This window comes from Gaetbulibacter aestuarii (genome assembly GCF_039537665.1).
Taxonomy (GTDB): domain Bacteria; phylum Bacteroidota; class Bacteroidia; order Flavobacteriales; family Flavobacteriaceae; genus Gaetbulibacter_A; species Gaetbulibacter_A aestuarii.
Genome location: NZ_BAABAY010000001.1, coordinates 1,203,889 through 1,226,992 on the forward strand (window position 1 = coordinate 1,203,889; position 23,104 = coordinate 1,226,992).

Genomic DNA, 23,104 nt, shown 5'->3' on the forward strand with positions numbered 1-23,104 from the left:
TATGCTGTCTTTTTTTATTAAAAATTTAATAGATGTCAAATTTAACCAAAGTAAACGATTTTTTATATTCAAAATGAGGAAATAATTTGCTGAATTATTGATTTATAAATTCAGCTAACAAACGATGAAAATGATGAACACCTTGTTCGCGGGTTGGTGAAAATCTGCCAGCTTTATAAAAGGAGGATCGGACCCCTTTTTGAACATGCTCCACAATTTCCTCATCCTCTTGTTCTACCTTATCCAAACCACTACCGGCGCCCTTTTCTAATTTTGAAGCATCATAAACGTAGCTTCTGAAAGCTACTTTAGTTTTATTGATACTTATGGGTTTTACGATATTAATTGAAAGTCCCCAGGGGTAAAAATTAAACATCATATTAGGAAAGACCCAGAAATAATAGGCGGCAACATGTTTTCCGTAATCTATATGATCTTCAGGAAGTTCAAAGGTGTTATCGGCTGTTTCTGTATATCCAATTTGCAAATTGCAGTATTTGTAAATTTCCGTCGCATAGCTTCCATAATCCAAAACAGCATTGAGGTCGTTGTGAACAAAAGGCACATGAAAACCTTCTAAATAATTATCGCAGTATAAGGCCCAATGCGCATTTACCTCAAAATCTTTATGTCTGCTTTTATCTTCTTGGAACTGTTCTAAATCCATAAAGCCAATCCGCTTTTTCATCACATTTACAGCCTCTTGAAAATCAAAAGCCGGGTTTAATCCGGCAAATAATAAGTGCCCCCATTGTTTTAGCGGAAACTGATGAAGGTTGTCACAAGGTCTTGGGAAATCTTCGGTTTTGTCAAATTCAGGCATGTATTCAAAATCGCCCTTTAAATTAAATCGTCTCCCATGATATTTACAAACCAGTTTTTTTGAAATACCTTTTTCATAAGCCACAAGATTCCCACGATGGGTACATACATTGCTTAAACAGGATATTTCACCATCAGAAGCTTTGGTAAGTATCATGGGTTCTGTGAGGTAATTTTCCAACAGAACAAAAGGAAATACAGCTTGTTTTTCAGAAACCAATGCCTTATCGCCAATCCATTGCCAGGACTTTAAAAACACTTTTTCTTTCAGATCGCCAAACAAGATTTCATCCTTATAGAATGAAGCCGGTAAGGTCTCGGCCTTGGTGATATCAGAATCAACATAAAATTTGTAAGGCATATCCGATTATATTGTATATTTAGTCGCCTGTAATTTACATAATTAAACCATACCTGCCTTAAAACTTACTTAAATGACTTCAAAAGAACCTCAAAAGGTTGGATTAATTACAGCAACTTCTCTTGTTATTGGGAACATGATCGGGGTAGGCATCTTTGTCTTGCCGGCCGCTCTTGCAAAATATGGTAGTATCAGTCTTTTGGGTTGGGTGTTTACTGCTGTAGGCGCTATTATTTTGGCAAAAATATTCAGTAATTTAAGTAAAATCGTCGTTAATAAGAGTGGCGGACCTTATGCCTATACTCGTGAAGGATTTGGTGATTTTATCGGATTTTTGATGGCCTGGGGTTACTGGGTTTCTTGTTGGGTTGGTAATGGCGCGATTGCCATTGCCATCGTAGGTGCCATAGGATTCTTTTTCCCTGTATTAGAGACCAATTCTGTGTATTCTGTGAGTATCGGATTAGGATTAATTTGGTTGTTTACCTGGATTAATACAGGAGGAATTAAAGAGTCAGGAATTGTTCAGGTGATAACAACCGCTCTAAAATTAACACCTTTGATTTTCGTAATTATTGTTGGACTTTTCTATTTCGATATAAATAATTTCCCGGAATTTAATCTTACAGGGAACAGTGATTTTGCAACTTTTCCGATGGTAGCCGCCTTGACACTCTATGCATTTATTGGGATCGAATGTGCCACAATTCCCGCTGAAAATATTAAGAATCCTGAAGTTTTAGTTGGAAAAGCCACGATGTTTGGTGCTGTTTTAACAGCTATTATATACATTTTAGCCACCATTGTGCTTTTTGGGATCTTACCCACAGATATTTTGCAAGGTTCGGCTGCACCCTTTGCTAAAGCAGCACAATTGATCTCCGGAGATTTTGGAGGCTATTTCGTCGCCATCGGTGTGATTATCTCAGGGCTAGGTGTACTTAACGGATGGATTTTGATCACAGGTCAAATGCCTATGGCTACGGCAAAAGATAATTTATTCCCTAAAATTTTTAGGAAAGAAAATAAAAATGGCGCTCCGGCGTATGGTTTGATCATCGGAGGACTCTTGTCCTCGGCGGTAATGCTCATGAATTTTACTAAAGGTTTGGTTGATCAATTTCAAACGATCGTCGAAATTGTGGTTTTTGTTGCCTTGCTACCGTATTTACTAACAAGTGCAGCTTACATTCTGATAATCATAGAACGAAAATTGCATTGTAATAGTTGGGTAAAAACCTTTGTACTCGGGGGATTAGGTTTTGCCTTTTCACTTTGGGCCATCTTCGGCGCAGGTCCGGAAACTGTTTTTTACGGTTTTATGTTATTGCTTTTGGGAATTCCCTTATACCTCATTATGCTTTATAACAAACGCGAAAAGTAATTACATCTTTAAATAAAAATCTTTGGTAAGATTGATGTAATCCTCGGTGTATTGATGCCAGGTAGTTTCAATTATCATTTCTTTTTTTTCAATGTCGCTTTCGCGGAAGGAAAATGCGATCAGACTTCGCTTGAATTTTGATTCCGGATGCCCTTTTACATGAAGGATACGGTTTGGAAATAATCCAAAAGCTGAAGCTGCAGCGATAAATGATGCTTCTTCTTTAAAAGGAATGATCACCGAAAAAAAACCGTTTTCTGATAATAATTTTGAAGCACTTTCAATCAAATGATCAAAGGGTAAGGCATCAGCAAATCGCGCAGTATCACGTTGGGTGTTTTCAGTTTTATAGTCTTCGGAATAGAATGGTGGATTTGAAACAATAAGGTCGTATTTGTCCTCTATTTCATCTACAAATTCTTCCAACGAAGCGTGATAACAAAACAACCGATCGTTCCAGGGCGATTTTTCAAAGTTGTCTACGCATTGTTCATAAGCATCATCGTCTATTTCAATAGCATCAATAACTTCAGCAGCACTACGTTGCGCCAACATCAACGCAATTACACCGGTTCCTGCACCTATATCCAAAATGGAAAACGGACGGTGTTCAATCGAGGTCCAGGCACCAAGTAATACGCCATCCGTACCAATTTTCATGGCGCAGCGATCTTGTTCTATTGTAAATTGTTTGAATTTGAAAGGTTTATTCATCAGAGGCTTTCTTAAAATTTAGCCTTGTAAATACAGATCGATAAGCCCTTCCGGGGTTTCTACTAAAATAGTTTTGGCCTTACGGTCCACCTTTTTAATAAAATCGTCATTCATAGGAATTAGAATTTCTGTACCATTTCTATCAATCACGAAAAGGGATTGCGCCGTAGAATCATTAATTGCGGTTATGGTTCCGACCTCCCCGAAATTTTTATCATTTATTTTAAAACCAATGACTTCGTGAAAGTAAAACTTGTTGCCTTCCAGTTTTGGTAATAAATCGAGTGGGAGGTACAAACCGCTTTTTAAAATACTATCGGCATCAGCCTCGGTATCAACGTCCTCAAATTTGATCCTTAACAGTTCAGATTTATGTAATTGTGTGTCCTCTACAAAAAAAGGAATCAAACTCCCGCGAACCTCTAAAAAAATCGCATCCAAATTATCGTAAAGTTCGGGTTGATCCGTATCCAGTTTTGCTAATACTTCGCCTTTAAAACTGTATTTTTTAACAATCTTACCTAAATAAAAGCAGTCTTCTTTTTGCATGGTGTTAAAATAAAAAACTCCGATAGGAGCTATCGGAGTTTAAAAGTATAAAAAATAAATTTTTATTCTTCTTCTTTTTTAGCTTCAGCAGGAGCTTCTTCTTTGGTCTCAGCTTCAGGAGCTTCTTCCGTAGTTTCTGCTTCTGCTGTTTCTTCAGCAGCAGGAGCTTCAGTTTCAGCAGCAGCTTCAGCAGCGTTTTCTGTTTCTTCAGCTTCTTCTACCTCAGGCTCTGCTGCAGCTACTCGAGCTTCGTTTACAGCTTTTTCAGCAGCTAATCTTTCAGCTTTTTCTTTAGCTTCAGCTTTAGAAAGTCCTTCAGCTTTAGCTTGAATCTTAGCTTCTTTTTCTTCTAACCAAGCCTGGAATTTTTTCTCAGCTTGCTCTTCAGTTAGCGCCCCTTTAGCAACACCACCCATTAAGTGGTTTTTCAATAAGGCACCTTTGTAAGACAGGATGTTTTTAGCAGTATCCGTTGGCTGGGCACCGTTTTGTAACCACTTCACGGCACCGTCGATATTTAAATCGATAGTTGCAGGATTTGTGTTAGGATTATAAGAACCTATTTTTTCTAAGTACTTACCATCGCGTTTTGCACGTGCATCGGCAGCAACGATCCAATAATAAGGTTTCCCTTTTTTACCGTGTCTTTGTAATCTAATTTTTACTGGCATAATAATTAATTATTTGAGGTTCACGACCTCGGTTATTAATAAGGGCGCAAAGATAATGTATTATTTTGAATTTTCAACCAAATTATTTTAATCATTTAATTGGGTGAAAAACAGAAGTCTAGTCGGGTTGGCAATTTCGAAAAATTCATTAGAAATATCGTAGAAAACTTAAAGAATTTCCTTTGAAATGTTAAACCGCTTAAATTTTTCCTAAAGTCTGTTAAAATATTTGTAATCAATGGTTTATGTTTTTATCTTAAGGAGTGTAGATGTGTTACAAATCACATCCGAAGAAAAAATCAAAAGAGTTAGTATCTTAGATATTAATTTTCGTTTGAAAAGCGCAGCACCTTAGGTTGCGCTTTTTTTGTTTCATTCCATTTGAAAGTAAGAAATAATAAATAGGATGCTCAGTTTTGATGAAGCCGACCCCGACTAAAAATACCCTTTTTTGGGTATTTGTTTGTATTAGAAGCCTGGTTACATTTGTTTTGCTATTAATCAGTTCACTTAGGGAGAATAATGCGCTTGACTCTGAATGTTATAAATCATTTAGAGCAAGTGTTTTTTTATATACCTTATTAAAAAGGTCTACTTCTGATAATCATTAAGATAACTTTTATTTCTTAGGCTAAATTCTGAAACCCCGCAGTTTGTAAGGTTCTCGTTTTTTTGTTTACAAATAGTTCATAACTTAACTTTAATAAGGCTGGTTTTTGATGTATTTTTATTCCTTTATTTTGAACTTTTAAGCACCCAATAGGAGAACATTTATGTACTTAATCTTTGATACCGAGACCACAGGATTACCAAAACGCTGGGACGCCCCGATTACCGACACGGATAATTGGCCGCGCTGTATTCAGATAGCCTGGCAATTACACGATGCGATGGGTAATTGTATCGATCATCAGGATTATTTAGTACAGCCTGAAGGTTTTAATATTCCCTATGATGCAGAAAAAGTTCATGGGATCTCTACAGAACTTGCCCAGGAAGAAGGTATTCCCTTAGCTGAGGTATTAGAAAAATTTAATGAAGCCCTTTCCAGAACCAAATTTGTTGTTGGGCAGAATGTGAAGTTCGATCTTAATATTATGGGGGCCGAATTTGTGCGTGGCGCCGTTGCCAACCCATTGCAAGAACTTCCGGTTTTGGATACGTGTACCGAACATACCGCGGATCTTTGTAAAATTCCCGGAGGACGCTACGGAAAATATAAATTGCCAACCCTTACCGAATTACACGAATTTCTGTTTCATGAACCTTTTGATGAAGCTCATAATGCGACTGCCGATGTGGAAGCCACGACGCGTTGTTTTCTGGAGTTAATCCGCCGTGAGGAATATACCAAAGAGGAACTTGATGTAACTCCGGAGTACTTTAAAAACTTTCAGGAGGAAAATCCGAAGGAAATACAGCTTATCGGTTTAAAGCACATCAATCTTAAAAAGGAAAGTGCCAAGATCCGGGCTAGAATAAAAGAAGCCACCGAACCGGATATTACCAAAGAAGATATTCAACAAAATGTATCCGATCTTCAGGAGGTTTCTTTTGCGCATTTGCATAACCATTCCCAGTTTTCGATCTTACAGTCTACCATGAGTGTGGCCGACCTGGTGGATGCCGCGGCGAAAAACAACATGCCCGCCGTAGCACTTACTGATCATGCGAATATGATGGGAGCTTTTCACTTTATCAATGCTGTAAATCGGTACAATGGGTCCATCAAAAATAAACTGGCAGAAGCCGAAGCCAATGGTGAAACCATAAATGAAAAAGAAATAAAACCAATTATTGGTTGTGAGTTTTTTGTTTGTGATGATCATCAGGATAAAACCCGAAAAGATAACGGTTACCAAATTGTTTTATTAGCAAAGAATAAGAACGGCTATCACAATTTGGCTAAATTGTCCTCGCATGCTTTTGTGGATGGTTTTTACTATGTGCCCAGAATTGATAAGAAACTCATTGAAACTTACAAAGAAGACCTTATTGTACTTACCGGAAACCTATACGGAGAAGTGCCTAGCAAAGTGCTAAATGTAGGTGAAAATCAGGCCGAGGAAGCCCTTTTGTGGTGGAAAGAGCAATTTGGTGATGACCTGTATATTGAATTGATGCGCCACAATCAGGAAGATGAAAACCGTGTGAATCCCGTGTTAATTGAGTTTTCCAAAAAGCATAATATCAAAGTTGTTGCTACCAATAATACCTATTACCAGAATCAGGAAGATGCCAATGCACATGATATTTTATTGTGCGTAAAAGATGGTGAAAAACAAGCGACTCCGATTGGTCGAGGTCGTGGATACCGCTATGGTTTGCCAAATCAGAATTATTACTTCAAGTCGGCTGACGAAATGAAGGCTTTATTCAAAGATATTCCTGAAGCCATAAGTAACATTCAAGAGGTTTTAGATAAAATTGAACCCTATCAATTAGCCCGTGATGTCCTTTTACCGGCTTTCGATATTCCTGATGAATTTAAAAATGAAGAAGATAAATTCGATGGTGGTAAACGAGGTGAAAATGCCTATTTACGTCATTTAACTTATCAAGGAGCCAAAAAACGTTATGGCGAACCCTTGTCTGATGCCATCAAGGAACGTTTGGATTTTGAGTTGAGCGTTATTGAAAACACAGGGTATCCCGGCTATTTCCTGATTGTTGAAGATTTCATCCGAGAAGCGCGAAATATGGATGTATCTGTGGGTCCGGGGCGTGGTTCAGCGGCCGGTTCCGTAGTGGCCTATTGCTTGTGGATCACGAATATCGATCCATTGAAGTACGATCTGCTTTTTGAGCGGTTCTTGAATCCGGATCGTATCAGTATGCCCGATATTGATATCGATTTTGATGACGAAGGCCGAAGTCGCGTAATGGATTACGTGATTAAAAAATATGGGGCTAATCAGGTAGCTCAGATCATTACGTATGGAACGATGGCTGCGAAATCGTCTATTCGAGATACGGCACGAGTTCTAGACCTGCCTTTATTTGATGCTGACCGCATTGCTAAGTTGATTCCGAACATGTCCAAATTGAACAAGATTTTTGGTTTGGAAGAAAAGGAGTTGAGCCAGAAATTCCGTTCTGAAGATCTTGAAAAAGTAAATCAGCTTTTAAATATTTCTGAGGGTTCAGATCTGGAAGCTGAAACGGTGAACACCGCGCGAACCCTGGAAGGTTCTGTACGAAATACGGGAATTCACGCTTGTGGTGTCATCATCACGCCCGATGATATTACCAAATTTGTTCCGGTAGCCACCGCCAAAGATTCTGACTTGTATGTTACCCAGTTCGATAACTCTGTTGTAGAATCGGCAGGCTTGTTGAAAATGGATTTCCTGGGTTTAAAAACCTTAACGCTCATCAAGGATACCGTTAAAATTGTGAAAGCAAAACATGGTATTGAACTGGATCCGGATAGTTTTCCTCTGGATGATGAAAAAACTTATCGCCTATTCCAACGCGGTGAAACCGTTGGGGTGTTCCAATACGAATCACCCGGAATGCAAAAACACCTCAAAGATTTAAAACCAACGGTGTTTGAAGATCTTATTGCCATGAATGCCCTGTATCGTCCGGGTCCGATGGAATACATTCCGAGTTTCGTACGACGAAAACACGGTGATGAGGATATCGAGTACGATCTTCCCGCCATGGAGGAATATCTGCAGGAAACGTATGGTATCACAGTGTATCAGGAGCAGGTGATGCTCTTATCGCAAAAATTGGCAAACTTTACCAAAGGTGAAGCAGATGTTCTTCGTAAGGCCATGGGTAAAAAGCAAATTGCAGTACTCGATAAAATGAAACCCAAGTTTATCGAGCAGGCAAGTGCCAACGGTCATGATGCTAAAATTCTGGAAAAAGTCTGGAAAGATTGGGAAGCTTTTGCGAGTTATGCCTTCAACAAATCCCACTCGACCTGTTATGCCTGGATCGCTTACCAGACTGCTTATTTAAAAGCGCATTATCCCGCAGAATATATGGCGGCTGTGCTTTCAAATAACATGAACGACATTAAGCAGGTGACCTTCTTTATGGAAGAGTGTAAACGGATGAAACTACCTGTTCTCGGCCCTGACGTTAATGAATCCTATTATAAGTTTTCGGTTAATAAAGATGGTGCCGTGCGTTTCGGAATGGGTGCCATAAAAGGGGTGGGCCACGGTGCCGTAAAAACGATAGTGGAGAATCGTAAAAAAGATGGGCCGTACAGCTCTATTTTCGACCTAACAAAACGTATCGATTTACGCGCTGCTAACAAAAAAGCCTTCGAAAATCTGGCCTTAGCCGGAGGTTTCGATTGTTTTAAAAATACACATCGTGCTCAATATTTCCACGACGAAGGAGATGGTATCACCTTTTTAGAAAAAGCAATAAAATATGGTGCGAAACATCAGGAAAATGAAAATTCTGCTCAGGTAAGTTTGTTTGGTGATGCAAGTAATGTTCAAATTGCCGAACCTCAGGTGCCGCCTTGCGAAGAATGGGGCACCATGGAAAAACTGAGTAAAGAACGCGAAGTTGTTGGAATTTACATTTCAGGGCATCCGTTGGATGATTTCAAAACCGAAATGAAGACCTTTTGTAATTGTACGGTTGGTATGTTTACCGATATTACCCCTTATGTGAACCGTGAATTGGTTTTTGGAGGTGTAGTTACTGATGTGCAGCACCGTGTGAGTAAACAAGGAAAAGGCTGGGGATTATTTACCATTGAAGATTATACGGATAGTTATGAGTTTCGAATTTTTGGTGAAGAATACTTGAAGTTCCGTCATTTTTTAATGAAGAATAATTTTGTTTTTGTACGCTGTTTTGTTCGTGAAGGTTGGATCAATAAGAATACCGGCGAGCGTGGGGAACCCCGATTGCAATTTAATAATTTCCAATTACTACACGATGTGATGGAATCCTACGCTAAAAAATTATCGATCCAGGTAGATATCAATCAACTTCAGGAAGAAAATATTTTAGATTTAAAAGATCTTTTGAAAATGCATCCGGGAAATCAGGCTCTTAATTTTATAGTTTACGACAGAAAAGACGAGATAAAATTAACCATGCCAAGTCGGAAACAAAAGGTGAAAGTATCACAAGAATTACTCGACGAATTAGAAGAACGCGAGCTCTACTATAAATTAAACTAACGCGATGGAACCTAACGGTGTACTGTAATAGCACCGATTGATTGAACTATAAGTAAAACAAATTGAAGGTGTGTAAGCTTTCGGGATTTTTTTGACTAATTTTGTAAAATAATTAGAAGTAAAAGACAATTTAAATAAAAATATTATGGCATTAGAAATAACAGATGCAACGTTTGAAGAAACTGTATTAAATAGTGACAAGCCGGTATTGGTGGATTTTTGGGCAGCTTGGTGCGGACCATGTCGCATGGTAGGACCTGTTATTGAAGAAATCAGTAACGAGTATGAAGGAAAAGCCATTGTTGGTAAAGTTGATGTAGATGCAAATCAGGAATTTGCTGCGAAATATGGAGTACGTAATATTCCAACTGTTTTGGTATTCCAAAATGGTGAAGTTGTTGGTCGTCAAGTAGGTGTAGCACCTAAGAACGCCTACACAGACGCTATCGATTCACTATTATAATATATAGAAAAAGAAAAATGTAAAGGTTTGTCAGAAATGGCAAACCTTTTTTTATTTTAGACTGTTGGAAATTGAAGTTCTTTTAATTTTCATAATTTTAAATCTTTAAGAAAAAACATAACATCATTATGAGTGAAAATAAAGACAATAAAATCCAAGATATCATAGATGCTAAATTGATTGAGGAACGCAAGGTTTTCTTGTGGGGACAAGTAGATGACGATTCTGCTAAGCATGTCGTAGATCGTTTGATGTATCTGGACGCCCTTGAAAAGAAAGATATACACCTTTACATCAACAGTCCCGGAGGTTATGTAACGGCCGGATTTGCTATTTACGATTGTATGAAATCTTTAAAAAGCGATGTGTCTACCATTTGTACCGGATTTGCGGCTTCCATGGGCTCCATCATTTTGTCAGCGGGGAAGAAAGGGAAACGTTTTATTCAACCGCATGCACGAGTGATGATCCATCAGCCCAGTGGTGGTGCCAGAGGGCCAGCCAGTGATATTGAGATTACCGCTAAGGAAATTCTGAAAACCAAAGAAATTAGCGCACAGATTTTAGCTGATAATTGTGGTCAGAAATTTGAGAAGATCATGAAGGATTTTAACCGTGACCATTGGATGGGTGCGGAAGAATCGGTTGCTTACGGTATTGTGGATAAGGTTATTTAGGGAAAAGAGAGTAGGGAAAATAGAGAAGAGAGAAGAGAGAAGAGAGGAGGGAGAAGAGAGGAGGGAACATAGAAGGTCTTAAAATGATCTAAATGTTCAAAAAAATGTGTCTTGGTTCTCGTTTCTCGTTTCTTGGTTCTCTTGAGAAGTGAATAAAAAGACCAACAATTTCCTCGGGCACAAAACCCAAAATAAGAATTGAACAACAGTAAAATGGACTTACAGCAGGAACTAAATAAAGTTGGCGGATTTAAAAATCTGGAGCTCCTCGCAAAGCAGGTGGTAGAAGGTTTTATATCCGGGATGCACAAAAGTCCGTTTCATGGTTTTTCTGCAGAATTTGCCGAGCATAAAATATATAATCAGGGCGAAAGTACAAGGCATATCGATTGGAAGTTGTTCGCGAAAACCGATAAGTTATACACCAAACGTTACGATGATGAAACCAATCTTCGGTGTCATTTGATCATCGATAACAGTAGTTCGATGCATTATCCGAAAATGAAGCAATTCAGCTTGGATAAACTTAATAAAATAGCCTTTTCAGCTTTGGCTTCTGCAGCCTTGATGAGTATTTTAAAACGTCAGCGAGACGCAGTAGGCTTGAGTATTTATAGTGATTCCTATGATTTTTACGCTCCGGAAAAAGGTAGCGAGCGCCATCATCAAATGTTGTTGCATGCCTTAAATGATGTGGTAGCGTCTGATCCTGTTCAAAGAACTACGGACACTTACAAATATTTACACCTTATTGCCGAGAAGATTCACCGGCGATCTATGATCTTTCTGTTCACGGATATGTTTCAAACGGCTGAGTCTGAAGAAAAATTATTTGAAGCTTTAAGGCACTTGAAATATAACAAGCACGAGGTGATCTTATTCCATGTGGTTGACAAAGCAAAAGAGATCAATTTCGAGTTTGATAATACACCGAAACGATTTATTGATGTAGAGACCGGGGAGTACATTAACTTGTATGCAGATTCTATCAAGGAAAGTTATCAGGAGGCGGTATCACAATATATAACGGCGATGAAACTGAAATGTGCTCAGTATAAAATCAAGTATGTGGAGGCGGATATCAACAAGGATTTTGATACGATTTTAATGACCTATATGGTCGAACGGCAAAAGTTCGGATAAAGAAAAAAATTATAGAAAAATTATAAAAAAACGTTTGACATCTAAAAAAACCCATGTATATTTGCAACCGCAATAAAGCAACGGTCTGGTAGTTCAGTTGGTTAGAATGTCGCCCTGTCACGGCGAAGGTCGCGGGTTCGAGTCCCGTCCAGACCGCAAAAATCCTGAAACTAGTTCAGGATGACAAAGTTGTGTTGGCCACTTAATTGTGGCAAGTAGTAGACCTAATTCATTTTAGGTGAGACTCGTGAGAAGCTTTTCCTTTATGGAGAGGCTTTTTTGTTTTGGTTCAGTTTGTAAAGATCCTGAAACAAGTTCAGGATGACAACCTTGTGTTGGCCACTTAATTGTGGCAAGTAGTAGACCTAATTCATTTTAGGTGAGACGCGTTCGACCCTTATTCCTTTTTGGAGGGGCTTTTTTGTTTTGGGGCAGGTTGTAAAGATCCTGAAACAAGTTCAGGATGACAACCTTGTGTTGGCCACTTCATTGTGGCAAGTAGTAGGTCTAATTCATTTTAGGTGAGACGCGTTCGACCTTTATTCCTTTATGGAGCCGCTATTTTTGTTTTGGGGCAGGTTGTAAAGATCCTGAAACAAGTTCAGGATGACAAAGTTGTGGTGGCCACTTAATTGTGGCAAGTAGTTGGCCTAATTCATTTTAGGTGAGACGCGTTCGACCCTTATTCCCTAATGGAGCCGCTATTTTTGTATTAGGTAATTCAGAAATTAAAAGGGGAGTGGATGGCTTATTTTGTGATTATTATTAATCTATTATTTCTAACACTTCGGCTTCTCCAAGTGTATTTTCACCTTCATGGATCCACCAAACCCTTCCCTTTTTTAAAAAAGACTCAATATTGTTATGATTTAGAAATTTAACCATTACGTTGGCAGTTTCACCAGGTAAAATCATATCCTTATTGAAATCAATTTGTCCAATATATGATGTTATAAAAACTAAAGGGTTCTCCTTATACTCAAATACATGATTTGGTCTGTAACCCGTTTTGATTCCAGTTTTTCTTCCACCCTTATGGGTTGGATATAGGGTTAATTTTGCTCTTATTTCTAAGAAATTTGAAAACATGTTCCTCTCCATCTTTTAAAACCATCTTTTATATTCAGTATCTCTACTGAAATAAATCATATTATTTTCAATTATTATTTCAGCTTTACCCTCAAGAATTTCCTTAATTTCAGAAAGTTTTTCTAAGTAATCCTCCTTTTTACTTTTTCCATAAAAATCATCCCAACCAGTCAAAATATTACCCTCAAATTTTATATCAATAAAAATTTCATAAACGTCAATAGGTATGGTGATTTTAGCTGAAAGGTCAGGTTGTTTCATTTCCAACAGGAATGCGGAACTGTTTTCATTTTTAACAACTTTATTCAATAATCCAATGGATTCTAGAGTGCTCATTGTAAAAGACTTGGTTTGGGTCATTTTATTCTATTTTAGGGTGTTCTAAAATATTCGACAATTAAAAAAGTCTAAATCTTTTTCTTTTCACCTTTTGATCTAGTGTCATTTTAAATGAAAGCAAGTCAAAGTTGAAATCAATATTGGATTCATAATGGTTCTCAGCCGATGCTAAATCACCGATAGCATTTCCGTTTTCCTGTTTTTTAAAGTAAATGCCTTCAACCATAAAGTCTGGCGATATTTTCTGAACTATTTTTTCATTGTCAATTACATAAACTGAGTAATATGTTCCTAAAACGAAGTAATTAGGGTTTTCAGTCAGTATTGCACTTGTAATTGGTGGATATTCGGCAATTTTAAGAATCATTTTCTTTTTTTCAATGTCAATGAGATATCCAAAGCCACTTGCAACAACTAATGCCACTTCATTTTCTTTGTTTGTTAAAACAGTATTATAACCATTGATATTTTCCAAGGGGAAGCATCCAAACCATTTCTCACATTCATTAGGCTCAAATTCTACCCAAAGTGCCTGACTGAAATGTTTACCAAAGTGAATCTCTTCTAATTCACCCGAAGGAGGTATCTTAATTAAGATCTTACTACTCATTTAATTTATTTCGTCTTCAATAATGGTTGAAAAATAAGTGTTCTAAGTGAAATATTCTCCATCCCAGGGTTCAAAAAATGAAATGGTTGAGCTTGGTTGTAGTTCAATGGATTGTGTTTCAGGATTTGGGATTAAACCAAATTTGATTCCGTCGATATGAGTAGAGAAAGGTTTTATCTCAATATTCCTAAATTTTAGTTTACCAAGAGGTTCTAATAAACTTTTAAGACTGTGTTCAGATTGTCCTAATTTCACATCACTAGACTTACCAAGCAGTTTAAAAAGGGTATCAATATGATTTCCATCATTGTCAAAAAGATACACAACAACATATTCCAAACGCTCATTTTGCCAGCTATTACTGGTAAATCCTTTGGGAAAGACGAAAGTTTCACAACCAAAAAAGAGTTTACCATCTTCTAATTCACCCAAATAATGAGTGTGATAATCTTCGTCTCTATTAATAGGAACTTTTTCTGGACACCAATTTTTCATGTCTTGTCTTTAATTGTGGAAGCAGTTAAATAAATTCATTTTAGGTAAGATTCGTTTGACGCTTATCTCTTTTTGGAGCGACTTTTTATTATTTTTTAGAATATTATTTGACTCTGGAATAGGTGTATGATATAGCAGAACCATCATCCCTGTCAAAACTAATTTCATTATGCTTACCGTCTTCCATCCAATCCAAGATAATAAGTTCTACTAAATCTGAGTTGTCATATTCGGCAATACCATGAGGAGTCCATTTGTTGGGATGGGTAATGGTAATTTTTCCTGTTAATGTCTCAATAATAACACATTCATTATTGGCATTATAACCGTGCATTTTTCTTATAAATTGACCATCAGAAGAAATTTCCAGATCATTTAAGCTTTTTGCCAAACCTTCGCAATCATAAGTTTCTGGCGTTTTGGAAAGAAACTGATATATACCACTATAATCACCAAGCCCCGAATAGTAACCCTTTCCACTTTGATTTGGTTGGCAGGAAATTAGTAATAGTAAAAATAGCATCTTTAGAAGAGTGTTTTTCGAAATCATATCAACTTGTTTTAAGTTCAATATACGTATAAATTCTTACAAAAATATACGGAAAGGTTATTTCTCAAATTGGAAGACTTAATTATTGTTAGTACCGTTTTTTCCTTAATAAACCAATCATGTTTCCAATTCCAACTCCAAAATAAGTTCTGTCTTTGTTTATCTGGATCATGGGAGAAAGAGTAAGACCATAAAATCTTGAGAAAGCAAATTCTATTTTTGGGTTAATGATGAGGCTTACAGTATTATATTTATAATATTCCCAGGTATAATTTGAAGTTAAAAATGCGTTATCTATGCGCATCCAATTTATGGGTTCCCTGATAATAGTGTATCCTAAACCAAAAGTAATATTTAGCCTTATGGTTCCATTCCGGTTCAAATTATAAACTTTACCAGTACCTGCATAATAATTTTCTAACTGATCATACGGACGGGCTAATAAGAATAGTGTTAAGAACTCTGAGAATCCAAGAGCGTAATCCTCTGGTATAGATTTTGGTTTCCTTAAATTACCAGAATAACCAATTTTAAAGACATAGTTTTTCTTTGAAATATAATTCAGGCTAATATCCCCTCCAACGTAATTTCCAATATTAAATTCTCCGGAAATGTAAATAGGGTTATTGATTTTAAACTGAGCTGTAATCAAGTTGATACTCAAAGAAAAAATTATTAAAAGAACTAACCTTTTCATAAATAATTAGATGTCGTATTAGCGGTATCTACTCCTTTTTTAAACCCAAAGGAATGGTATTGGCAAAAAGGGGGACTTGTATATGCCGTGATAAAAATTATTATGTTTTTCATTAAGGAAAATTTATCAGCATTTAGATCAAATTTTAAAGGTCTTTGGAAACTAATCTTCCCACCCACAAAGCGTACGACCAAATTTTTTAGCCTCCGAAAGAGTCACTTTTTCAATGTCACTTTTACAATTTGAAAGACCTCTACAATCTTTTTTGTAATGATATTTTTTACTGTATTTACCTGTACAGATATAAATGTTAGCTTCAGAACTATTAAAAGAACTAAATGAAATAAAAAGCAGCGAATAAAGTAGGAACTTTTTTACCATAATATAAATGTAACTAATTTCTTTAATCAAACCCGGTTATTATATAATATTTCTTACATTAGTTTTCAAATAATTGGACTTACTCTCTTTTTATTTTTACTAACTAACCATTAAATCATTCACAATGAAAAAGCTTTTTTTAATTTCAATACTAATTATTTATCTAATACCCAATCAAGTCAAAGCACAAAATGACGGAGCAGCAGTTGCTGCAGTTGCTGGAGGTTTATTAGCCATTGGTGCGGGTATTGCTGCTGTTGAACAAATGAAGGAGCAGGCTGAATTAACCGCGACGCAATGGTTATTGACAAATCATCCGGAATACACTAAATTTTCTTTAAAAACCTTAGATTTTGATGGCAAAAAATTGAAGGATATGTCTACAACATCTGTCATTACTTTTAAAATTAGAAAATTTGATTTTAATGGTGAGGAACCAAAGCTTGGAGAGAAAACAGTTTTATTTGGTTTTACGAGTTTTGGATGGATAAATGAATATGGAATTGATTTTGATAAAGTTAAGTGGTTTTTAATTGATAGTGAAGAATGGATGAATATGATGACTGCCTATTCAAAGGTGGCTTCAAGTGAAGGTAATGAACATATTATTCGTGAAGCACTAAAAAATGGGAAGGTGGTCAATAGAGGAATTAAGGGCAAAAATGGAGGTGAGGATATCGACTTTTATAAAATAGATGGTGATATGTATTTGGTAACAGATTATTCACCTCACATGAAATTTATTTATAATGAGAGATCATTAGGAATATTTTTAAAGGAAACAAGTGATTTAATTCAAATCGGTAGGGGAGACATTATTAAAATTCATGAATTCTTTTTTGATGAAGATTGAATTCATTTAATAACAATTAATACTCCAAAGATCCTGAAACAAGTTCAGGATGACAACCTTGTGTTGGCCACTTCATTGTGGCAAGTAGTAGGCCTAATTTATTTTAGGTGAGAGGCATTGAATACTTATTCCATTTTCTTGTGGTTATTTTTACTTTTTGGATAAAAATAGCAGGGCTGTGCTATTTTTCTAAATAAAAAACGATTTCCGCACTATGAATATTGCTGTATCCTGTGCGAAAATCGTTTTCTTTTTTTATTCAATTTCTTGAGAATTTGAGTATCGTTGGTCAAAAATTCCAGATCATGATATTCCGGAATTAAATGATTTCAATCAAGAAATTTTAATTATCATGTATTTATTTAATTAATGATGTTTATTACACCGGTCATAGCAGCATGAAATTCACAATTATAATATAGTGTGTCCGGGGCACCGGCAGGTACTGTAAATGTAATAGTTCCGGATGCTGCGCCATTATTGGAAACGCCATCATTGTAGGCATTGGTTGTTCCTGTTCCTTGAGTCGAATTGATATAAAACGGGTGTCCGGCAGCATTTACAGTAAATGTATAGGTTTTTCCACGTTCAAGTGTTAACGTTGGATTACTGTCATTATTAAACCCGCTGTCGTTAAAAATGTATGCGGTGGAGCCACTGTTGGTAACATTGTAGTTTGTTGCCTGTGCTGAACTTCCTTCGTTGGAGCCGATGTTTCCCTGAGCTACAATTGTTGCCAGATCTGAAGCACTTAAGTGCACATTAATATAACCATTAATGCTCAGAAGATCGGTGTAACTCACTGTTGTACCATCGTTTAATACAGAAATTTGCGTTTTGCTCATACCGGTGGTTCCGTCAACAGAATTTAAAGTTGCAATAATACCTCCTCCTGTTGCAGCGTCATTTTCATGAATGTGTGCAGGGTGAGATCCTCCATTCGGAGTTCCTTCCAGGGCAAGGGTTATTAGGGTTGTACCATTAATGCGCTCTTCAAAGGTCGCAGTGCCACTTATTCCTGCAACATCAACAGTATTTAGGGTATAAACTTTACTATTTCCCGTTAGTTCATTCTGCCCAATATCACCCTGAGCTACAATTGTACCAAGGTCAGAGGCACTCAGATGTACGTTAATGTAGCCATCAAAATCCATAATATCGGCATATCCAAAAGGGGTATTATCATCTAATTGAGCTACATTGGTTTTACTCATACCGGTATCACCATTTATGGAATTGAAGGTAAATGCGATACCTCCACCTTCAGCAGCCGTATTCAGGTGGATATGTGCCGGATGTTCTCCACCAGCAGGAGTATTTTGCAATGCAATAACAGCCAAAGCTTCACCGTTAACGCGCTCATAAAACGTAGCACTTCCATCAATTTCGGGAACGGCTACGGAGTTTAAAGTATAAGCTTTATTATTTCCCGTTAGTTCGTTCTGCCCAATATCACCCTGAGCTACAATTGTACCAAGGTCAGAGGCACTCAGATGTACGTTAATGTAGCCATCAAAATCCATAATATCGGCATATCCAAAAGGGGTATTATCATCTAATTGAGCTACATTGGTTTTACTCATACCGGTATCTCCATTTATGGGATTGAAGGTAAAAGCGATACCTCCACCTTCAGCAGCCGTATTCAGGTGGATATGTGCCGGATGTTCTCCACCAGTAGGAGTATTTTGTAATGCAATAACAGCTAAGGCTTCACCATTAACGCGCTCATAAAACGTAGCACTTCCATCAATTTCGGGAACGGCAACGGAGTTTAAAGTATAAGCTTTACTATTTCCTGTTAGTTCATTTTGCCCAATATCACCCTGAGCTACTAGTGTACCAAGGTCAGAGGCGCTTAAGTGTACATTAATATAGCCGTCAAATTCGAGGATTTGACTATATGAAATTGCTGTACCATCATCTAGAGTTGTGAAGGTTGTAGAACTTTTTCCTGTATCCCCATTAATTGGTTCCAAACTGATGGCGATATCACCACCTTCGGCTGCCGTATTAAAGTGAATATGAGCCGGATGACTACCTCCTGATGGAGTGTTTTGTAAATCAATATCTACTCTAATGGAATTGTCATCCAATTCTAAAACCGTCGCTGTGCCAGAAATTGAGGGATTGGCAACGGCGCTTAGCGGGTAGACTTTAGACATCCCGGTGGGTTGAGGTTCCTGTGGAGTGTCGGCAACAGGGCTGTCACTACTGCAATTAAATAATGACAGACTGATCAACAGAACAAAGGTCGATCGAATAATTAGTGGTAATTTTTTCATTTTGTTTAATTTTTTTCATTAATAATTAAACAATAATACAAATTTTAACTAAAACACACTAATATACAGGTCTTTAAATATTTAATAATTTCATTAAGATCTTTAATTCTAGTAATAAAATGATGTGTGTCATGCCACCTAGCCCTGCAACTATTGAAATCGATGAAATGCAACAATTTTAGAAATAGGAACGATAATGTTGTTAGATTTTTGAGTTTTTTGGCTTTAATTTTTATTTTCATTTCTCATATGGAACATATAGGAGTGTTACATATTCTCCTTGTATGTGATTAATAGCTAGAGCCCTTCTTAATTAGAAGGGTTCATTAGTCTTTAAATGAATGCTCCTCTTTATCTTTATTTTTTCAAGAACCAGGAATTGAAATAATCCACGAAAAATCATATCTATTTCAAAATTTTAAATTGGTCCCGTATTGTACTTCAGCGATATTTTTGGACGCTGTACTATAATTATAAAAATATCTTTGGTTCAATTAAAAGAATTGGTACTGAAATTGATGCTCAATTAAAAACTTTAGGATATGAAACGAACCCTTCTTTGTTTAATAGTTTTTGTGTTGACCACACAAATAGGTTTTTCCCAATCAAAAATTAACCGGGCTGAGAATAGTTTAAAAAAGAAACCTGAGCCGTCATCTGCACGAAGTTACTCAGGTTCTGATGATGATGATGATAGTTCTTCCGATTTGGGATTTTTCGGAGAATTTTTTGCGGATATATTTATTCAAGGATTTTCATTTTTAACCTATCAAACATTTATTGGGACGCCCAACGAGTTTCCGAATAGTTATGTTACAAAATATCCCTTCAATAACTCCGATAAAGGAAATTACAATGTGGGATTAGATGAAAATTTCAGTCGTTTTAGAACGGACTTATCAGGGCGCTATCTGTTTGAAAATAATACTTTAAAAAGTATGGACCTAAGCTTGAATCTGAGATTTTTAAGACGCTTTGGATTGGATTTTGATTACTACCAATTATGGGAAAATAATCCCAATTTTGGAAAAGATAATTTAGCGATCTATGACTTCCTTGCCAAATACTATCGGGTTAGGGCAGAAAAATTTGATTTGTGGTGGGGTTTGGGAACTACTTATGTAGGCGGTGAAGTCCATCAATTCGGATTTACCTATGGTTTAGGGATGGAATGGTTCTTTGCAAATCCGCTAAGTATCGAAGCAAATTTTAATCAATCGTTTATTAATACCGAAACTGTAAATAAATTGAACTTTTTATTGAACTATCACAAAAAGAATTTTAAACTAATTGGAGGCTACGAACATTTAAAAATTGGGTCACAAGATTTTTCAAATATTACGGTTGGTGTGGGATTGTTTCTATACTAACAATTAAAAAAAGGCCCTGATAGATCAGAGCCTTTGCATGGTATCTATTAATAAGTCCTTAGGATTTGGTTTTATTAAAATCAATACCATGGTTTTCTTCTGGTGCTTTTTTACGGAATCTATAGGTTAGATTACAATTAATGAGATAATCAGCAAAAGCAGCATCCCCTTGTCTGTAAACTCCGGTTTCAGCTGTACGAACCTTATCTTCATAACTTTGCGTTCGATCGCGAATCAAAGCAACGGGTACATTTAAACTCAGGCTCAATCTGCTGGAATTATAATAAATTCCCGGGTCAACCGAAACCACATAACCGGGTCTGCGATACCCTGCGCTACCTCCAATGAGGTCGGATGCCGGAACACCTTCAAGTCTGCCGCCCAAATACAAGCTAAAACCATGTAGGTTTGTAAAATATATAGCACCTAATTGTGCTGCATATTGGTCGGGAACAGAAAATTCGCTTCTTCCGCTTCGCGTTAATACACCATTGGTTTCCCTTGGATTAAATAAATAATACAGGGTTGTGGTAAGCATAAATTTTTCTGATAAACTTTGATACCCCTGAAAATTTAAATTAAATCCAAAACCTCCATCACCTGGTTGTATGGATTGGTCTACAACAGCTTCAACTGTTTGATCCTTATTGGGCCCTTGGTTGTAAAAGGTATCCATATATGCATAATCTCCGGTAGCCAACTTTATTCCGGCACCAATGGCGTAATTATAGGATTTTGAGTTTGGCTCAAACAGCCAATAGCCGGCACCAATGCGTAAATCGCCCAATCCGCTGGATCTGGTAATATGCCGGTCGCCTAAACTGTTGCCGCCATGTTCGTACATCGACGACCTGGAGTGCGATACAAAAGGAATCAATAAGTTGGCATATAAGCGATTGCTGAGGTAATAATCTACTGCGACATCTACAAAATAGGAGTGATTAATCACATTAGTACCATCAGTTATTCTATTCGTTTCTTCGGTGGTACCCCTGAAGTGTCGGAACGATTTAAAGTAACGCACATTCGTACCAACCGAGAAGTCTCCCTTGGTAAGCGAGGAGCCCATCTCCATTTGGCTGGAGCTACATGAGGAAAATCCGCGGATAGCCACGCAGCCTTGAGCTGAAAGGAATTGATTAAATAATATGATAAATGTAAGTGTAAGTAGTAATTGAAAAGGTTTCTTCATCTCATAGTGGAATTTTTTAGTTTCCGCTAAATTAGATGACTAGCAGCCATTCATTTGGTAAGTAAAGGTTAAAAACACTAATGAAAAGTTAAGTGAATTAATAAAAGATTAATTTAGCCGTAGACTTCAGAAATCATGTGCAATCGTTACTTATATACTGCTTTTGAAACATAGGTTTTTTACAGGAAATTGTTATTTATTTCCGGGCTTTATCCTTGTGCTTCATCTTGTTCTTATAACCTTTTCCTCTGTACTTCACAAGATGCTCGGCATTATAACGTTGTGGGCTATCAGTATTTAATTCAAGTTCCACCTTTGGAGTGCTACTTAAATTTATTCTCCCCAAAATACGAGGTAGATTAACACTAATTTGCCAGCTGTTTTTGTTCAAATAGATATAAACACCTTTTTGAAGATCGTAATACATCTTGTAATCGGGAAAATAGATCTGGCGCACTTTAGCACGATAGCCATGAGCCGGTGCCCACGATGGCGGACCTTTTTTTTGTTGTTGCGCAAGTGTTTCGGTAGGTAAAAAAAATAAAAGTGTTAAGCATATGCTGAGCACAGTAAAAGTGGATTTAATTTTCATCGATTTGGGATTTTTTGAAATGTATTATTAATCGGTTAGTTTAAACCATTCTTATTATTTACGATGTATTTGCCGGTATAGATCTTTCAATAATGAAGTAGGATGAAAGGATTAACGGCAGTATTTTGTGTTATCTGTAGATATAAAAACTAGGTGTATTTCTTAAGAATACTCTGCATAACCTCCAGGTTTAAAGGCTTCGTAATGAATTCTGCAACAAAAGATGTGCTTGCAGCTTTTTTGATGTCGGCAGGACTTATGCTCGAGGTTAGCATTACAATTTTCATATTGTTAACAATAACTTCAGGTAGTTTTTCAAAAGCTTCAATGAATTTCCATCCATTCATTTCAGGCATATTAATATCCAATAAAATGAGTTGTGGTAAAGGGGTTTCAATATTTTTGATTGTATTTTCCAGAAAGTCCAGTGCCGCAACACCGTTTTGGGTAATTTCAATAGAATTATTGTAACCCAGCTGCTCAAGGATTCTTTTTGTTATGAAATTGCAGATGTTGTCGTCGTCAACAAGAAGTATGCACCTATTTTTATTCGTAATACTCATAGCCGGTTTTTAGTGTTAACAAATAAAAGTGTGGAGTCTTTAAAAATTTGGCGGTTTTTTAAAAAATCGGCAGCTCTTATGGTGTAACAACTTTCAACATGCTAAATTAGGCACATGCCCACCGGATCGCAATGATGAAAGT

The 23,104-nt window shown here is 36.8% G+C and carries 20 protein-coding genes, 1 tRNA gene and 1 pseudogene; 8 read left to right on the plus strand and 14 right to left on the minus strand.

Annotation, left to right across the window (positions count from 1 at the left end):
• Positions 1–94 precede the first annotated feature (94 nt).
• Positions 95–1,183, minus strand: a complete 1,089-nt coding sequence (locus ABD682_RS05405; protein ID WP_344739855.1) for an SRPBCC family protein — start codon at positions 1,181–1,183, stop codon at positions 95–97.
• Positions 1,184–1,256: 73 nt separating this feature from the next.
• On the opposite strand from ABD682_RS05405, the gene ABD682_RS05410 reads away from it, so the two are divergent.
• The gene (locus ABD682_RS05410; protein ID WP_344739857.1) at positions 1,257–2,567 is read left to right on the plus strand and encodes an amino acid permease; all 1,311 of its coding nucleotides are present in this window, start codon (positions 1,257–1,259) and stop codon (positions 2,565–2,567) included.
• Here ABD682_RS05410 and ABD682_RS05415 read toward each other — a convergent pair whose 3' ends face one another.
• From ABD682_RS05415 to ABD682_RS05425, 3 genes are all read right to left on the minus strand, one after another.
• On the minus strand, positions 2,568–3,281 hold the full coding sequence (locus tag ABD682_RS05415; protein WP_344739859.1) for a tRNA1(Val) (adenine(37)-N6)-methyltransferase: 714 nt from the start codon (positions 3,279–3,281) through the stop codon (positions 2,568–2,570).
• A gap of 18 nt (positions 3,282–3,299) precedes the next feature.
• Positions 3,300–3,830: a ribosome maturation factor RimM gene (gene rimM / locus ABD682_RS05420; RefSeq protein ID WP_344739861.1), complete on the minus strand. Its 531-nt coding sequence runs from the start codon at positions 3,828–3,830 to the stop codon at positions 3,300–3,302.
• A 62-nt stretch (positions 3,831–3,892) separates the two neighbouring features.
• Entirely contained in the window at positions 3,893–4,501 is a 609-nt protein-coding gene (locus ABD682_RS05425) for a 30S ribosomal protein S16 (RefSeq protein ID WP_344739863.1), read from the minus strand.
• Between the two features lie 773 nt (positions 4,502–5,274).
• On the opposite strand from ABD682_RS05425, the gene dnaE reads away from it, so the two are divergent.
• From dnaE to ABD682_RS05450, 5 genes and pseudogenes are all read left to right on the plus strand, one after another.
• Positions 5,275–9,663 (plus strand): DNA polymerase III subunit alpha, encoded by a 4,389-nt coding sequence (gene dnaE, locus ABD682_RS05430; RefSeq protein ID WP_344739865.1) that lies wholly within the window; start codon positions 5,275–5,277, stop codon positions 9,661–9,663.
• 133 nt (positions 9,664–9,796) lie between these two features.
• Positions 9,797–10,126: pseudogene (gene trxA / locus ABD682_RS05435) on the plus strand (thioredoxin); the annotation flags it as partial.
• Between the two features lie 128 nt (positions 10,127–10,254).
• The gene (locus ABD682_RS05440; RefSeq protein ID WP_344739867.1) at positions 10,255–10,803 is read left to right on the plus strand and encodes a ClpP family protease; all 549 of its coding nucleotides are present in this window, start codon (positions 10,255–10,257) and stop codon (positions 10,801–10,803) included.
• A 213-nt stretch (positions 10,804–11,016) separates the two neighbouring features.
• Positions 11,017–11,946, plus strand: coding sequence for a DUF58 domain-containing protein (locus ABD682_RS05445; protein ID WP_344740805.1), 930 nt, complete (start codon positions 11,017–11,019; stop codon positions 11,944–11,946).
• An 82-nt stretch (positions 11,947–12,028) separates the two neighbouring features.
• Positions 12,029–12,102, plus strand: a tRNA-Asp gene (locus ABD682_RS05450).
• A gap of 609 nt (positions 12,103–12,711) precedes the next feature.
• Here the strand turns inward: ABD682_RS05450 and ABD682_RS05455 are convergent.
• The 6 genes from ABD682_RS05455 to ABD682_RS05480 form a co-directional block, all read right to left on the minus strand.
• Positions 12,712–13,035 carry a hypothetical protein gene (locus tag ABD682_RS05455; RefSeq protein WP_344739869.1) on the minus strand — a complete coding sequence of 108 codons (324 nt, stop codon included), beginning with the start codon at positions 13,033–13,035 and terminating at the stop codon, positions 12,712–12,714.
• 15 nt (positions 13,036–13,050) lie between these two features.
• Positions 13,051–13,371 carry a hypothetical protein gene (locus tag ABD682_RS05460; RefSeq protein WP_344739871.1) on the minus strand — a complete coding sequence of 107 codons (321 nt, stop codon included), beginning with the start codon at positions 13,369–13,371 and terminating at the stop codon, positions 13,051–13,053.
• Positions 13,372–13,432: 61 nt separating this feature from the next.
• Positions 13,433–13,984: a hypothetical protein gene (locus tag ABD682_RS05465; protein WP_344739873.1), complete on the minus strand. Its 552-nt coding sequence runs from the start codon at positions 13,982–13,984 to the stop codon at positions 13,433–13,435.
• 42 nt (positions 13,985–14,026) lie between these two features.
• Positions 14,027–14,479 (minus strand): hypothetical protein, encoded by a 453-nt coding sequence (locus tag ABD682_RS05470; protein ID WP_344739875.1) that lies wholly within the window; start codon positions 14,477–14,479, stop codon positions 14,027–14,029.
• Between the two features lie 103 nt (positions 14,480–14,582).
• Positions 14,583–15,002 (minus strand): hypothetical protein, encoded by a 420-nt coding sequence (locus ABD682_RS05475; RefSeq protein ID WP_344739877.1) that lies wholly within the window; start codon positions 15,000–15,002, stop codon positions 14,583–14,585.
• A gap of 115 nt (positions 15,003–15,117) precedes the next feature.
• Positions 15,118–15,693, minus strand: a complete 576-nt coding sequence (locus ABD682_RS05480; protein WP_344739879.1) for a hypothetical protein — start codon at positions 15,691–15,693, stop codon at positions 15,118–15,120.
• 538 nt (positions 15,694–16,231) lie between these two features.
• Between ABD682_RS05480 and ABD682_RS05485 the strand changes: the two genes are divergently transcribed.
• Positions 16,232–16,960 (plus strand): hypothetical protein, encoded by a 729-nt coding sequence (locus tag ABD682_RS05485; protein WP_344739881.1) that lies wholly within the window; start codon positions 16,232–16,234, stop codon positions 16,958–16,960.
• A 362-nt stretch (positions 16,961–17,322) separates the two neighbouring features.
• Here the strand turns inward: ABD682_RS05485 and ABD682_RS05490 are convergent, their stop codons facing one another.
• Entirely contained in the window at positions 17,323–19,245 is a 1,923-nt protein-coding gene (locus ABD682_RS05490; protein ID WP_344739883.1) for a hypothetical protein, read from the minus strand.
• A gap of 542 nt (positions 19,246–19,787) precedes the next feature.
• Here ABD682_RS05490 and ABD682_RS05495 point away from each other — a divergent pair.
• Positions 19,788–20,615, plus strand: a complete 828-nt coding sequence (locus ABD682_RS05495; RefSeq protein ID WP_344739885.1) for a hypothetical protein — start codon at positions 19,788–19,790, stop codon at positions 20,613–20,615.
• Positions 20,616–20,673: 58 nt separating this feature from the next.
• Here the strand turns inward: ABD682_RS05495 and ABD682_RS05500 are convergent, their stop codons facing one another.
• From ABD682_RS05500 to ABD682_RS05510, 3 genes are all read right to left on the minus strand, one after another.
• Positions 20,674–21,807, minus strand: a complete 1,134-nt coding sequence (locus tag ABD682_RS05500) for a transporter (RefSeq protein WP_344739887.1) — start codon at positions 21,805–21,807, stop codon at positions 20,674–20,676.
• Positions 21,808–22,003: 196 nt separating this feature from the next.
• Complete coding sequence (locus ABD682_RS05505; RefSeq protein WP_344739889.1) at positions 22,004–22,399, minus strand: hypothetical protein; 396 nt, start codon at positions 22,397–22,399, stop codon at positions 22,004–22,006.
• A gap of 149 nt (positions 22,400–22,548) precedes the next feature.
• A complete protein-coding gene (locus ABD682_RS05510) occupies positions 22,549–22,962 on the minus strand; it encodes a response regulator (protein WP_344739891.1) in 414 nt (137 codons plus the stop codon).
• Between the last annotated feature and the right edge of the window lie 142 nt (positions 22,963–23,104).

Coding starts and splice junctions, on each gene's coding strand:
- ABD682_RS05405 (WP_344739855.1), bottom strand. CDS start 1,183: ATGCCTTACAAATTTTATGTTGATTCTGATATCACCAAGGCCGAGACC.
- ABD682_RS05410 (WP_344739857.1), top strand. CDS start 1,257: ATGACTTCAAAAGAACCTCAAAAGGTTGGATTAATTACAGCAACTTCT.
- ABD682_RS05415 (WP_344739859.1), bottom strand. CDS start 3,281: ATGAATAAACCTTTCAAATTCAAACAATTTACAATAGAACAAGATCGC.
- rimM (WP_344739861.1), bottom strand. CDS start 3,830: ATGCAAAAAGAAGACTGCTTTTATTTAGGTAAGATTGTTAAAAAATAC.
- ABD682_RS05425 (WP_344739863.1), bottom strand. CDS start 4,501: ATGCCAGTAAAAATTAGATTACAAAGACACGGTAAAAAAGGGAAACCT.
- dnaE (WP_344739865.1), top strand. CDS start 5,275: ATGTACTTAATCTTTGATACCGAGACCACAGGATTACCAAAACGCTGG.
- ABD682_RS05440 (WP_344739867.1), top strand. CDS start 10,255: ATGAGTGAAAATAAAGACAATAAAATCCAAGATATCATAGATGCTAAA.
- ABD682_RS05445 (WP_344740805.1), top strand. CDS start 11,017: ATGGACTTACAGCAGGAACTAAATAAAGTTGGCGGATTTAAAAATCTG.
- ABD682_RS05455 (WP_344739869.1), bottom strand. CDS start 13,035: ATGTTTTCAAATTTCTTAGAAATAAGAGCAAAATTAACCCTATATCCA.
- ABD682_RS05460 (WP_344739871.1), bottom strand. CDS start 13,371: ATGAGCACTCTAGAATCCATTGGATTATTGAATAAAGTTGTTAAAAAT.
- ABD682_RS05465 (WP_344739873.1), bottom strand. CDS start 13,984: ATGAGTAGTAAGATCTTAATTAAGATACCTCCTTCGGGTGAATTAGAA.
- ABD682_RS05470 (WP_344739875.1), bottom strand. CDS start 14,479: ATGAAAAATTGGTGTCCAGAAAAAGTTCCTATTAATAGAGACGAAGAT.
- ABD682_RS05475 (WP_344739877.1), bottom strand. CDS start 15,002: ATGCTATTTTTACTATTACTAATTTCCTGCCAACCAAATCAAAGTGGA.
- ABD682_RS05485 (WP_344739881.1), top strand. CDS start 16,232: ATGAAAAAGCTTTTTTTAATTTCAATACTAATTATTTATCTAATACCC.
- ABD682_RS05490 (WP_344739883.1), bottom strand. CDS start 19,245: ATGAAAAAATTACCACTAATTATTCGATCGACCTTTGTTCTGTTGATC.
- ABD682_RS05495 (WP_344739885.1), top strand. CDS start 19,788: ATGAAACGAACCCTTCTTTGTTTAATAGTTTTTGTGTTGACCACACAA.
- ABD682_RS05500 (WP_344739887.1), bottom strand. CDS start 21,807: ATGAAGAAACCTTTTCAATTACTACTTACACTTACATTTATCATATTA.
- ABD682_RS05505 (WP_344739889.1), bottom strand. CDS start 22,399: ATGAAAATTAAATCCACTTTTACTGTGCTCAGCATATGCTTAACACTT.
- ABD682_RS05510 (WP_344739891.1), bottom strand. CDS start 22,962: ATGAGTATTACGAATAAAAATAGGTGCATACTTCTTGTTGACGACGAC.